Source organism: Methylobacterium fujisawaense, assembly GCF_039619325.1.
In the GTDB taxonomy this organism is placed as follows: Bacteria; Pseudomonadota; Alphaproteobacteria; order Rhizobiales; family Beijerinckiaceae; genus Methylobacterium; species Methylobacterium fujisawaense.
Window position 1 is genome coordinate 302501 of the sequence record NZ_CP155000.1, and the last position, 13180, is coordinate 315680.

At 72.8% G+C, this 13180-nt stretch carries 11 protein-coding genes (1 of these 11 only partly in view); 3 read left to right on the forward strand and 8 right to left on the reverse strand.

Annotated features, from left to right (window positions below):
* The 7 genes from metG to ABC766_RS01570 form a co-directional block, all read right to left on the reverse strand.
* A protein-coding gene (metG, locus tag ABC766_RS01540; protein ID WP_342143720.1) for a methionine--tRNA ligase crosses the window boundary here: on the reverse strand, window positions 1–1435 show its 5' portion. Its footprint begins 143 nt before the window's first position; 1435 of the gene's 1578 nt are visible here — the first part of the coding sequence; its start codon is at window positions 1433–1435; its stop codon lies beyond the left edge, outside the window.
* 1012 nt (window positions 1436–2447) lie between these two features.
* Window positions 2448–3500: a DNA polymerase III subunit delta' gene (locus ABC766_RS01545; protein WP_043354545.1), complete on the reverse strand. Its 1053-nt coding sequence runs from the start codon at window positions 3498–3500 to the stop codon at window positions 2448–2450.
* Between the two features lie 370 nt (window positions 3501–3870).
* Window positions 3871–4593 carry a dTMP kinase gene (gene tmk / locus ABC766_RS01550; protein WP_345820796.1) on the reverse strand — a complete coding sequence of 241 codons (723 nt, stop codon included), beginning with the start codon at window positions 4591–4593 and terminating at the stop codon, window positions 3871–3873.
* Window positions 4594–4603: 10 nt separating this feature from the next.
* Complete coding sequence (locus ABC766_RS01555) at window positions 4604–5836, reverse strand: D-alanyl-D-alanine carboxypeptidase family protein (protein ID WP_345820799.1); 1233 nt, start codon at window positions 5834–5836, stop codon at window positions 4604–4606.
* Between the two features lie 161 nt (window positions 5837–5997).
* Window positions 5998–7329 carry a septal ring lytic transglycosylase RlpA family protein gene (locus ABC766_RS01560; protein WP_345822652.1) on the reverse strand — a complete coding sequence of 444 codons (1332 nt, stop codon included), beginning with the start codon at window positions 7327–7329 and terminating at the stop codon, window positions 5998–6000.
* A 281-nt stretch (window positions 7330–7610) separates the two neighbouring features.
* Window positions 7611–7949, reverse strand: coding sequence for a ribbon-helix-helix domain-containing protein (locus tag ABC766_RS01565; RefSeq protein ID WP_043354543.1), 339 nt, complete (start codon window positions 7947–7949; stop codon window positions 7611–7613).
* Window positions 7933–8580: a ParA family protein gene (locus ABC766_RS01570; protein ID WP_043354541.1), complete on the reverse strand. Its 648-nt coding sequence runs from the start codon at window positions 8578–8580 to the stop codon at window positions 7933–7935. The genes ABC766_RS01565 and ABC766_RS01570 overlap by 17 nt, the downstream gene beginning before the upstream one ends.
* 318 nt (window positions 8581–8898) lie before the next feature.
* On the opposite strand from ABC766_RS01570, the gene ABC766_RS01575 reads away from it, so the two are divergent.
* Window positions 8899–9513 (forward strand): PAS domain-containing protein, encoded by a 615-nt coding sequence (locus ABC766_RS01575; protein ID WP_051044948.1) that lies wholly within the window; start codon window positions 8899–8901, stop codon window positions 9511–9513.
* Window positions 9514–9592: 79 nt separating this feature from the next.
* Entirely contained in the window at window positions 9593–11230 is a 1638-nt protein-coding gene (locus tag ABC766_RS01580; protein WP_345820804.1) for an acyl-CoA synthetase, read from the forward strand.
* 56 nt (window positions 11231–11286) lie between these two features.
* On the opposite strand, the gene ABC766_RS01585 is transcribed toward ABC766_RS01580, so the two are convergent.
* The gene (locus tag ABC766_RS01585) at window positions 11287–11472 is read right to left on the reverse strand and encodes a hypothetical protein (protein WP_342144665.1); all 186 of its coding nucleotides are present in this window, start codon (window positions 11470–11472) and stop codon (window positions 11287–11289) included.
* A 291-nt stretch (window positions 11473–11763) separates the two neighbouring features.
* Between ABC766_RS01585 and ABC766_RS01590 the strand changes: the two genes are divergently transcribed.
* Window positions 11764–13068 carry an alpha/beta hydrolase gene (locus ABC766_RS01590; protein ID WP_345820805.1) on the forward strand — a complete coding sequence of 435 codons (1305 nt, stop codon included), beginning with the start codon at window positions 11764–11766 and terminating at the stop codon, window positions 13066–13068.
* The last annotated feature ends 112 nt before the right edge of the window (window positions 13069–13180 follow it).

Here is a 13180-nt window from a genome sequence, read left to right on the forward strand (position 1 = left end):
GCTTGGCGGCCGCCCCCGGCACGAAGGGCTGGGTCAGGATGCCGAAGACGCGCAACGCCTCCAGCGTCGTGTAGAGCACGGCGTTCATCCGCGCCGGGTCGGACTTGCGCAGGCGCCAGGGCTCCTGGGCGGCGAAGTAGCGGTTCGCCTCCGCCACCACGGCCCAGATCTCGGCGAGGATGCTGTGCAGCGCGAGGTCGCCCATCAGGGTGCGGGCGCGCTCCGGCAGGGCATCGACCTGGGCGAGCAGGGCGCGGTCGGCCTCGTCCAGGCTGCCCGGATCCGGCACCGCACCGTCACAGTTCTTGGCCACCATCGAGAGCGAGCGCTGGGCGAGGTTGCCGAGGTCGTTGGCGAGATCGGCGTTGATCCGGCCGATGATCGCCTCGTGGCTGTAGCTGCCGTCGCCGCCGAACGGCACCTCGCGCAGCACGAAGTAGCGCACCGGGTCGACGCCGTAGGTGTCGGCGAGCTCGAACGGGTCGAGGACGTTGCCCAGCGACTTCGACATCTTCTCGCCCTTGGAGAGCAGGAAGCCGTGGCCGAAGACGCGCTTGGGCAGGGGCAGCCCGGCCGACATCAGGAAGGCCGGCCAGTAGACCGCGTGGAACCGGACGATGTCCTTGCCGATGATGTGCAGGTCCATCGGCCAGAATTTTTTTCGCGGATCGGACTCGTCGGGGAAGCCGGTGACGGTGAGATAATTGGTGAGCGCATCGACCCACACGTACATGACGTGGCTCGGATGGCCGGGCACCGGCACGCCCCAGTCGAAATTGGTGCGGCTGACCGAGAGGTCCTTGAGGCCGGAGCGCACGAAGCTCGCCACCTCGTTCCGGCGCGTGTCCGGCCCGATGAAGTCGGGCTGGTCCGCGTAGAGCTGCAGCAGCCGGTCCTGATAGGCGGAGAGCCGGAACAGGAAATTCTCCTCCTCCATCCACACGACCGGCGTGTCGGTGGCGAGGCTGCGGCGGCTGCCGTCCTCCAGGAGCCGGGTCTCGGCCTCGTCGTAATAGGCCTCGTCGCGGACCGAGTACCAGCCGGCGTATTTGTCGAGGTAGATGTCGCCGTTGGCCTCCATCCGCCGCCAGATCTCCTGGGCGGCGGCGGAATGGTCGGGCTCGGTGGTGCGGATGAAGCGGTCGTAGGCGCAGTCCAACCGGTCGGCCATCGCCTGGAACCGGGCGGCGGTGCCGTCGACATACGCGCGGGGGGTGGTGCCGGCCCGGGTCGCGGCCTGCTGGATCTTCAGCCCGTGCTCGTCGGTCCCGGTGGAGAACAGCACGTCGTAGCCGTCGAGCCGGTGGAAGCGCGCGATGGCGTCGGCGGCGATCACCTCGTAGGCATGGCCGATATGGGGCGCGCCGTTGGGGTAGGAGATCGCGGTCGAGAGGCCGAAGGTTTTTTTCAGGGGCGCCGGGGCGTTGGACGTCACGTCTGTGGTGTTCCGGATGAGCGCGGGAAGCTGCCCGCGTTGTCGCGCGACCGGAGCCGGGACGCAACCGTCGCGGCCGGCAAGACCGGCGCGGCCGCGACGGCGGCCGGTCCGGGAGGCGGCCGTCGTCGACCGTCTCCGGACATGCGTCATCGTCCCCGCGCGCCGGTGGCGCCGGGGGCATGGCCCGGGAGCGAACACGAGGGACGCGGGACGCCGCGGGAACCCAGGTGTCGGCCAAAGTCGCGCGGGATCCGATCCCCGCGGCGCCCCGCGGCATCGACCGGGCGCCTCCCCCGGCCGGTGCCGTCTTTCTCACCGCGGCGTCTCCAGCGCCCCGGTCCTGCGACTCCCTGTTAGCGGTCTCGGGCGAGGCCCAGGCACGCCGTGCCCGCACCTCCGGAACCCGCATCAGCGCCGTGGCCTTCCAGCCGCCCCCCGCCTCGTAGTGGGCGGGTCCGCAGGTCGCTCAGGGTCGGCCCAGAGGCGGGTCGGCGCGGGGGCATTTCCTCGACCCCGCCGGGCAAACTGCCGCCCGGTCTCACGCCCGCTTCCGAGACACGCCCCGCACCGGTCCGCCGCCCGGGGCGATGGCGGCTGAGAGCCACCGACGCGGGCGCCGCCCCGCCCCCGGACCCGCCCGGTCAGCCACCGGGCGGGCCCCCGAAGGACGCCCCGGGATCGCTCCCGGGCCGCCGCGGACAGGTGCGGTCAGGAAGCACAAAATAGGAACATTGTCAAGGTGCGGGCGGCGCGTCCGGGCGGTGAGGCCCTGCGCCCATCGATCCGCGCAGTGACCCCGGGGCGCCGCAGACGAACCCGGACCCGGAGGGGCACGCCGGAGCCGGGCGACCCGGGACACCGTCCGTGCGAGGCCTCGCCGCCTCGGCGTGTCTGGATCCCAGGCCCCGCCGGGCGGCCCCGGGACGACGGGATGCGGCGGCCTCACGCGGCGGCCTCGCGCAGCGGCCTCTCACGGCGCCCATCGCCCGCGGCACCGCCGCGTCCGGCCCTACGCCACCTCGGCGAGGTCCCCGAACAGGGACAGCATCACCGGGCGCCGGTCGAGGTTGTAGATCGCCGCCTCCCGGGCGGCGCGGCCGAACCGGTCGGCGACCTCCACCAGGGCGGCGAGGCGGGCGGGGGGCTCGTCCCGGCGCCGGTCGATCTCGGCCGAGACGAAGCGCAGCACCGCGTCCTGGGCGGCCTCGAACCGCGCCTCCGCGTCGCGGCCCGCCAGGGTCTCGGCCAGCTTGAGCACCCGGCCCCAATCGGGCGTGCGCGCCCGCGCCAGCAGGGTCTCGATCTCGGCCACGAGGCCGGCGGTGACCGGATCGAGCATCGCCAGCGCCCGGGCGACCGAGCCCTCGCACTGGGCCAGCGCCCGGGCCAGGGCGGCCTCGTCGGGTTGCGGGAAGGGCTCGGGCAGGCCGCGCACCACCTGGGCGACCGCCTCGGGGGACAGCGGGCGCAGCATCAGGACCCGGCAACGGGAGCGGATGGTCGGGAGCAGCCGGCCGGGCTGGTGGGACAGGATCAGGAACAGCGCCCGGGGCGGGGGCTCCTCCAGGACCTTGAGCAGGGCGTTGGCGGCGTTGGCGTTGAGATCCTCGGCGCTGTCGAGGATGCAGACCCGCCAGCCGGAATCCGTGGCCGTCGAGGCGAAGAGGTCGAGGGCCCGGCGCACCATGTCGACCGAGATCTTGGTCGGCAGCGTCTTGGTGCCGGCGGTCCGGTGGCGGCGCAGGACCACCAGATTCGGGTGCGACAGGCCCGCCACCTTGCCGATGACGGCATCGTCCGCCGGCACGTCGAGGCCCGCCGGCCCGCCGCCCGCGGGATGGGCGAGCAGGCGGCGCGCGACCCGGTAGGCCAGCGTCGCCTTGCCGATGCCGGGGGCGCCGCCGATCAGCCAGGCATGGTGCAGGCGGCCCGCCGCGATCGCGGCCGCGAAGGCGTCGGCCGCCGCCCCGTGGCCGACGAGCCCGAGGGTCTCGCGCGGGCGCGGGATGCCCGACAGGTCTCCGGGCTCGACGTCGTCGGCGGCGCGGTCCACGGGTTTCATGCGAGCCTTCGCTCCTCTGGCGGTTCCGGCACCGCTGCGCTTCCGGAAGCCCACGGGCGGTGCCCAGCGCCCCCGAGAGCGCCCCCGAGAGCGCCCCTGGGCCGGTCGCACCGGCCTGCCCGGGCCTCGCCGACCCACCCCGTGCCGGTGGCGCGCGGCCCTGCGTGCCGAGCCTGCGTGCCGAGAATGGGCCTCTCCGGCATTCTCGCGCGCGGAACAGGGCGAGCGGAGGTTCCACCGCCGACGCGCCCTGCACCCCGTGATCGTGCGCCGGCTCGACCTTGACGGGTCAGCGCCAGGGAGCGGCGGTTTCCATCCGGACGATAGCCCGAACGGGGCACGCCGCAAACCGGCCGCGGAGCGCAGCCGCTCACACCGCATCGCCGCTTCTGCCCGTCCCCTTCGGCCGGTCGGGCAGAAGCTCGGGCAGCCGGGACGCGACGACGCCCCGGATCGCCGCCTCGACCGTGTCCGGATCGCGGGACGCGTCGATCACCGCGCAGCGCTCCGGCTCGGCCCGGGCGATCGCCAGGAAGGCCTCCCGCAGCCGGATGTGGAAGTCGAGGGCCTCGGCCTCGAACCGGTCGGCCCCCTGTCCCGTCCCGGCGCAGCGCCCGGCCGCGCGGGCGAGGCCCGCCTCGGGGGCGAGGTCGAGGATCAGGGTGAGGTCGGGCCGGGTCGGGCCGACGACGACCCGTTCCAGGGCGTCCAGGATCCCGGGATCGAGGCCGCCTGCGGCGCCCTGATAGGCCCGGGTCGAGTCGATGAAGCGGTCGCACAGCACGATTTCGCCCCGGCGCAGGGCCGGACGGATCAAGCGGTCGAGGTGGTCGATCCGGGCGGCGCTGAACAGCAGGGCTTCCGCGAAGGGGCCGTAGGGCTTGGCGACGCCGTCGAGCAGGGCCGTGCGGATCTCCTCCGCCCGCGGCGAGCCGCCGGGCTCGCGCGTCACGCAGACGGCCCGGCCCGATCGCGCGCGCAGGGTCGCGGCGAGGCGGGCGATCTGGGTCGACTTGCCGGCCCCCTCCCCCCCCTCGAAGGTGAGGAAGGCGCCGCCCGCCTCCGCGGGATCCCGGAGCCGCAGCACGGTCACGCGCGCGCCGTCACGAGGGGTTGGCCGCCCCGGCAGCACCCTTGTCCGTCCCCTTGTCGCCGCCCTTGCCGGCCCGGTCGAGGGCCTTGCGGACGAGGCCGGTGCCGAATTCCAGCGCCGCATCCATCGCCCGCTGCGACAGCGTGCCGGGCTCCACCGAGGCGCCGGCGTAGAGGGGCTGGTCGAGGGCGACCGTATCGCCGCGCTGGATGCGCAGGACGCCGACCCGCCGGCCCTCCTCCACGGGGGCGACGAGGGGCCCGGTATAGATCACCTTGGCGCTGACCCGGTCGCTGGAGCCGCGCGGCAGCAGGACCCGCACGGGCTTCTTCGCCACCAGCGGCACCGAGCCCGACTGGCCGCCGTACACGGAGGCCTCGGCCACGGTCTCGCCCGGCGTGAAGACCTGCCGGGGCTCGAAGGCGCGGAAGCCCCATTCCATCAGCTTGCGCGACTCGGAGGCGCGGTCCCGGGCGCTCTTCAGCCCCGAGACCACCAGAACGAGCCGCTGGCCGTTCTGCACCGCCGAGCCCGTGAGCGCGTAGCCCGATTCCTCCAGGTAGCCGGTCTTGAGCCCGTCCGCGCCGATGTCGAGGGCGAGCAGCGGGTTGCGGTTCTGCTGGCGGATCTTGTTCCAGGTGAACTCCTTCTCGGAGAAGATCTTGTAGTAATCCGGGTAGGTGTCGATGATGTGCAGCGCGAGCTTGGCCATGTCCCGGGCCGTGACCTTCTGGTCGGGCGCCGCGTAGCCGGTGGCGTTGCGGAAGGTCGAGTTCGTCAGCCCGATCTCCTTGGCGCGCTGGTTCATCAGCCCCGCGAAGGCCTCCTCGGACCCGGCCATGTTCTCCGCGATGGTGATCGCCGCGTCGTTGCCCGACTGCACGATCAGGCCGCGCAGCAGGTCCGCCATCTTGATGCGGCTGTTGACCTGCGCGAACATCGACGAGCCGCCCCCGCCGGCGCCGCCGCGCTTCCACGCGTCCTCGGTGACGGTGAACTCCGTGTCCATGGAGAGGCGGCCGGATTTCAGCGCCTCGAACACGATGTCGGTGGTCATCAGCTTGGCCATGCTGGCCGGCGAGAACCGCTCGTCGGCGGCCTTCTCGAACAGGACCGAGCCGGAATCGGCGTCGATCAGGATCGCGTGCGGGGCCGCGGTCTGGAAGCTCTGTGCGGCGGCGGCGGCGAGGCCGGCGCCCAGGGCGCAGGCGGCCGCGAGGAGGGTGAGAAGGGGTCTGCGCATCACCGTTCCGTCCCACGCCTGCCGCCGGCCCGGAAGCATCCCGGCCGTATCCCAATAACAAGCGTGACCATATTACGGTTTCGGCGCCGGATCGAACGCGAAATGCCGCATCGGCGGCCGGGATCCGGCCGAGGCCCCGATGGCCGACGCCGCGGGCGGCGTCAGTAGATCCCGGCCAGGCGGGCGTGATGGGCGCCGGCAGGGGCGGCGATCCTGCTCGGTGACGCCTTGCCGGGCGCCGCGGACTTGGCAGGCGCTGCGGACTTGGCAGGCGCCGCGGACTTGCCGGGCGCCACCTTGGACGGCGCGGCCGCCGCGGGCTTGGCCGGCACGGCGGCGAGGCGTGCCATGGCGAGCTTGGCCGAGGCCGGCAGCGGCGCGGAGGGCGGCGCGGAGGGGCCCTTGGCGAGCTTCGTCGGGCCGGGCGCCGGAGCCCCCCGGCCGTGGACCTCGGCGATCGCCGGACGGGCGGCCGAGCCGGGTTTCGAGGCGATTTTCCCGGCGGCGGCATGCCCGTGCGCCTGGGGCGCTCCCTGGGCGAGGGCCGGGTTGAGACCCGCGACCTTCAGGCTGCCGGCCCCGACGCCGCCACCCTTGGCGGCGGCGGTCTGGACGGGGGCGGGCCGGAACTCCCGCACCCGCGGGGCGGTGGGCTGCACGGCCGCCGGGACCGTCACGGCGGCGGAGGCCAGCATGATCGGCGCGCGCACCGGCGCCGTCCTCTCGGGCCGCGCGGCCGGGGTCTCGGCGGGCTCCGACGCGGAATCCTGGGCGGGACGGAAGGCCAGCGGCGCCGGGGCGGAGCGCGTGTAGCGCTCCGTGTCCTCGGTCGGGCCGAGATCGGCCATCATCACGGTCGAGCGGCCGGCCGGCCGGCCGTCGGTGCGCAGGCTGGCGAGCAGCTTGCGGTCGTCGCTGCCGGCCACCGAGGCCTTGCCGACATATTCGACGCGCACATGCGCGGTGCCCTTGCGGTGGAAGCCCAGGGCGTCGGCCGCCTCCTCCGACACGTCCATGACGCGCCCGGCATGGTAGGGGCCGCGGTCGTTGACGCGCACCACCATCGAGTAGCCGTTGTCGAGGTTCGTCACCCGGGCGTAGCTCGGCAGCGGCAGGGTGGGGTGGGCGGCGGCGATCGAGTGGCGGTCGAACACCTCGCCGTTGGCGGTCATGCGGCCGTGGAAGGCCGAGCCGTACCAGGAGGCGAGCCCCTCGCGCACGTAGCCGTTCGGATTCTCCTTCGGCACGTAGGTCTGGCCGGCGACCACGTAGGGCTTGCCGGTGTAGCGGCGGCCGCCGCCCTTCGGGATCACGTCGCCCTCGTTGTAGAGGCGCGGGCTCGCCTTGACCCCGTATTTCGGGTCGATACCGTTCCCGGCGGCGAGCTTCTGCTGGGGCGAGGTGGCGCAGTTGGCGGTGGCCAGGGCCACGCCCGAGACGGCCATGAGCCGCAGGGCGAGGCGCGCCGGCCGGGGAAGCGTCGTGCGCACCATCGTGGGGGTCACCAAACTCTACGCGTGGCCGGGGCCCGAACCGGACCGGATCCGGACGCGCCAAAAGGCCCGCGGCCGGGTCCACCCAGAATTGTAGGGATCGCGTAAAGGAAGCCTGAACGTTGCCGGAGGTCGGGGTTCAGGCGCTGCGCCCGACGGTGCCGGGCGGTTCGTGCGTGATCTCAGGATCGACGCATAAAAGGCTGTTCGAGAAGGGAAAAGGCTCTCCCAGAGGGCATCTCCCTCCCCGCCGCGGGGGAGGGAGGCGGAGCCGCCTGCCCTCAGCGGGACTGCGCGTCGGTCAGCTGCGCGATCGACTGGGCGCCGCGCTGCTTGAACAGCAGGTCGAGGCCCTCCAGAATCAGGGCGTGCATCTTGGTCCGCTCGGCGTAGGCGAGGTCGCGCAGCTGGTCGTAGACCGGCGGCTCCAGATAGACCGACATCTGGCGGGCCCGCTGCTTGAGCGTGGCCGCGGGCTTCGGCACCGGAGGCGCGAGGGTCAACGACACGATCTCGGCGCCCTGCGGCCGGACCGCCGGCGCGGATCGGGCGAGGGGCTTCACCTGCGGGCTCGCCGAGGCCACGATCGCCGCGAGGCTGAGCTTAGGCGGCTTGGACATGCTGACCCGTCCTCAGGGGCTGCGTGCGGCGCTCGATCCAGGACCAGAGGCGGCGGACCTCCCCGGCGGCCTGGCCCTTCGGGTTGAATTCGGTGACGCCCTGCCCGAGGCCGATCGCGTCCTGGTGGTCGGTGCGGGCGACGATGTTCACGTCGGGCAGGATGCCGAGCACCGCCAGCCCGTCCGCGGCGTCGCGGACCCGGTAGGAGCGCGGCGGGGTCTGGTTCAGCACGAAGGCGAACTTCTTCTCCAGCCGGTAGACGGCGGCCAGCGTCGGCTTGAACGCCCGCAGGTCCGCGGGGGTCGGCCGGCACGGGATGATGCACAGGTCCGCCGCGCGGATCGCCGACAGCGTGCCGGTGGAATCGACCCCCGGCGTGTCGATGAACACGTAATCGTAGGCGGATTCGCGCAGGCGCTCCATCACGGCGTCGATCTGGGTGGCGTCGATCTGCGCCACCTCGGGGCCGTCGGCGGTGCGGTGGTCGAGCCAGTCGGAGATCGTGGCCTGCCGGTCCATCTCCAGGATGCAGACCGTGTGGCCGGCTTCCCGGGCGGCCACCGCCAGGGAGATGCACAGCGTGCTCTTGCCGCTGCCGCCCTTCTGCGTGACGAAGGTGATCGCTTTCATCCTGGGCGTCCTCCAGAAGGCCCCGTGCATCCGTTCGGGCGCCCGCGACCGCCGGTCGCTGCGCCGTCTGGATCAACCTCAGGTATGGAATTTGCGGCGTGCCGCGATCCTGTGACCCAAGGATGTCCCGAGGCAGGTTGCGGCCGACATGGTTAACGACCCGTTAAGACGGCGCGTCGTTCCGAAGATCCCGGCCCAATGCGGCCACAGGCTATCCATCTAAACTTCAGGTTAAGATTCTTAGCATATAGAGAGTTAACAGCCTTTCCAGCGGCGCTCGGATACCGTAGCGTGAGCGCGGGTGAGACGAGGAGTCCGATGGGGGTGAAAACCTCAAGTTTAAAGGCGGGTGTCGCCCCGGCGCGGACTGGCGCGGCCGAAGCCCCGATCCCGCAAGCCGTTCTGGAAGCCTCCGGCGTCGTGGGCACCTGGGCCCACGATTACTGGGCGGGGCAGCTGGCGCTCTCGGCCACCTTCGCGGATCTGCTCGGCCTCGACCCCGAGGCCGCCGCCGGCGGGGTGTCCCTCGAGGTGTTCCTCGATCACACCCATCCCGAGGACCGCATCCGGATCGAGAGCTACCTGCACGCGATGGCCGAGACCGGCGGTCCGGTCGAGGCGGAGTTCCGCACCCGCGACACGCGCACCGGGATCCGCACGCTGCTGATGCGCGGCCGGATCGAGCGGGACCCCGCCGGCGGGGCGACCCGGGGGCGCGGCATCGCCATCGACCGCACCGAGGAGCAGGCCGCCAATCTCGTGCAGAGCGAGCGGGTGGTGAACCGGATGGCCGAGCACATCATCGCCCTGCGCGACCTCGCCCGCGCCCTGCACCGGCCGACCCTCACCGACCGGATCGAGCACCTGATGATCGAGATCGGCTTCGAACTCGCCCGCTTCCTGCCCGAGCCCGAGGACGAGCCCCGCCACTGAGGATGCCCGCGCCCGCCCGATTGATCGCGCCCGTCCCGGCAAGCTACGGTCCCGGCAACATTTTGCCGGGAGGACGGGGATGGCCCGCGACACGATTTACGACCGCGACCTCGACCGCGTCCCGGCCAACCACCAGCCGCTGACCCCCCTGCTCTACCTGGACCGGGCCGCGCGGGTGTTTCCCGAGCACGTGGCGGTGGTCCACGGCCCCCTGCGGCGCTCCTACCGGGACCTCTACGCCCGGGCGCGCCGCCTCGCCTCGGCGCTGGCGGCGCGCGGGATCGGCCGGGGCGACACCGTGGCGGCGCTGCTGGCCAACACCCCCGAGATGATCGAGTGCCACTACGGCGTGCCGATGACCGGGGCGGTGCTCAACACCCTCAACACCCGCCTCGACGCCGGCGCGATCCGCTTCTGCCTGGAACACGGCGAGGCCACGGTGCTGATCACCGACCGCGAATTTTCCCGCACGGCCGCCGCGGCGCTGGAGGGGCTGGAGACCAAGCCGTTCGTGATCGACGTGGACGATCCCGAATACGACGGCCCCGGCGCCCGCCTCGGCGAGACCGACTACGAAGCGTTTCTGGCCGGCGGCAACCCGGAGCACGACTGGCGTCTCCCGGACGACGAGTGGGACGCGATCGCCCTGAACTACACGTCGGGCACCACGGGCGACCCGAAGGGCGTGGTCTACCACCACCGGGGGGCGGCGCTGCTGGCGCTCGGCAACGTCATCACGGGCGGGCTCGGCCAGCACCCGGTCTATCTCTGGACCCTGCCGATGTTCCACTGCAACGGCTGGTGCTTCCCCTGGACCCTGTCGGTGGTGGCCGGCACCCATGTCTGCCTGCGCCAGGTCCGGGCGGAGGCCATGTACCGGCTGATGGACGAGCACGGGGTCACGCATCTCTGCGGGGCGCCGATCGTGATGCAGATGCTGATCAACGCCTCCGATGCCGAGCGCCGCGACCTGCACAAGCGCGTCGCGTTCTTCACCGCCGCCGCGCCGCCGCCGGAGGCGGTGCTCGCCGGCATGTCGGAGGCCGGGTTCGACGTGACCCACCTGTACGGCCTGACCGAGAGCTACGGGCCGGCGGTTGTGAATGCCTGGCACGGCGACTGGGACGCCCTCGCGGCCGACCAGCGGGCGGCCAAGAAGGCGCGCCAGGGCGTCCGCTATCCGGTGCTCGAGGCCCTCGACGTCCGCGACCCTGAGACGATGGAGCCGGTGCCCGCCGACGGGGCCACGATCGGCGAGGTGATGATGCGCGGCAACGTGGTGATGCGCGGCTACCTCAAGAATCCCGCCGCCACGCAGGCCGCCTTCAAGGGCGGCTGGTTCCGCACCGGCGACCTCGGGGTGAAGCACCCGGACGGCTACGTGCAGCTCAAGGACCGCTCGAAGGACATCATCATCTCGGGGGGCGAGAACATCTCGTCGATCGAGGTGGAGGACGCCCTGTTCAAGCACCCGGCGGTGGCCGCCGCGGCGGTGGTGGCCAAGCCCGATGCGAGATGGGGCGAGACCCCCTGCGCCTTCGTGGAGCTGAAGCCCGGCGCATCCCCCAGTGCCGACGAGCTGATCCAGTGGTGCCGGGGGCGGCTGGCCTCCTACAAGCTCCCCCGCCACGTGGTGTTCGGCGAGTTGCCCAAGACCTCCACCGGCAAGGTGCAGAAGTTCATCCTGCGCGAGCGGGCCCGGCAGGAGGAGACCTGACCGGCATCCGTCGGAAGATCCCGGCGGACGGAACTCCCGCCGCCCGCTCGGACCGATCAGGCCTGCGGCGGAATCCGGCGGTCGACGCGGACCGGGACCGGCACCGCCCTGGCGGCGGACCCGGCGTCGCGGAGGTCGGCGAGGATCTGAGCGACGAAGGCCTGGAGCGACACCAAGCTGAACAGGCTGATGGCGGCGACCAGGGCGGCGGAAACCAGGGTCTTGGCGGTTGCGGGATCCACGGCTGGAGTCCTTGGCTTTGCCCCGCCGCGGGTGATCCGGGCGAGGGGCGCGCGTAGCGGCGCCGATGCGATCCCAAGGTGGGCGTGCCGCCCGCGCCGCGCCAGCACCGCCGCGGGCGCGCCTGGCATGCGCCGGGGGCCGGGCTCGGCCGCGATCCGGTTGCCGTGACGCTTCGCCCGACCCCGCCGCGGACATCGCGGGCGGGATGGTGCAGCTTTCCCGGCTGGCCGAACGTTGCGTTTCCCGCAATAAGCGCCCGCGCGGAGTGGCGCGCATCCGGGAGAGACGGCATGGCCGGCAACGGCATCGCGAACGGCGCCCGCGCGGCGCTGCTCGCCGTTCAGGGGCTGAGCCTGTCTGCCGGGCTGGCCGCCGGGTTGGCGGCGGGGCCGGCCCGGGCCCAGGGCCCTGTCCCGGCCCAGCCGCCGGCGCAGGCCGCCGCCCCCCAGAGCGTGGCGCCCGCCTCCGCCCCGGCGGGACCGTCCGAGCCGGTGACGCGCGCCGGCTATTTCTACATCGGCGGCCGCTACCAGAAGCTCGGCGACAAGACCGTGATGGTCGGCCAGATGTTCGTGCAGTCGCGCAGCCCGGCCCGGATCACGCAAGCCTACCCGGTGGTGATGGTCCACGGCCTCGCCCAGACCGGCGTGAACTACCTCGCCACCGCGGATGGCCGCCCGGGCTGGGTGCAGCGCTTCGTCGAGAAGGGCTATCCGGTCTACGTGGTCGACCAGGTCGGGCGCGGGCGCTCGGGCACCAACCCGGAGGTCTACGGCCCCTACGACCGGCTCGGCACCCGGAGCCTGGAGCGCACCCACACGGCCCCGGAGGTCTACGACCTGTACCCGCAGGCCAAGCTCCACACCCGCTGGCCGGGCGGGGCGGGCGTGCCGGGCAACGCCGCCTTCGATCAGTTCTTCGCCAGCCAAGTCCCCTTCCTCGCCAACAGCCAGCAGACCGAGGAGCTGGTCGATCCCGCCCTGCTGGCCCTGCTGGAGAAGATCGGTCCGGCGATCCTGATCACCCACGGCCAGGCGGCCCTGTTCGGCTGGGCGGCCTCGGATGCGCGGCCGGACCTCGTCAAGGCGCATGTCGCCGTCGAGCCGAACGGCCCGCCCTTCTTCGACGTGCAGTTCCGCGGCGGCAAGGAGTTCTGGGAGAAGACCGGGGACGGGCGCGCCCGGGCCTACGGCCTGACCCGCATGCCGCTGACCTTCGATCCCCCGGTCAAGGCCCCCGAGGACCTGATCGTGGCGCAGCAGGCCAAAGGGTCCGACGCCAAGGGGTCTGACGCCAAGGGGGGCGACCCGAAGGGGGGCGACGGGCGGATCCGCTGCTGGCTGCAGGGCGAGCCCGTCCGGGCCCTGCCGAACCTCGCGAAGGTGCCGACCGTGGTGGTGACCGCGGAGGCCTCGTTCCACGCCACCTACGACGAGTGCACCATCGCCTTCCTGACCCAGGCCGGCGCCAAGCCCGACGTGGTCCGGCTGGCCGATCAGGGCCTCCACGGCAACGGCCACATGATGATGCTGGAGACGAACAGCGACGCCGTGGCGGACGTCCTGGCCGGCTGGATCGCGGGCCGCGTGAAGTAGCCCCGGGCCGCCGGGCCGCGGGCCCGGTCGCTGCACCACCGATACGTGTTGAAATGGCAACAGCCCTCGTCTTCCGCGCGAAGGCTGCTTGCGGCCGCGCCCGGCTGCCCGT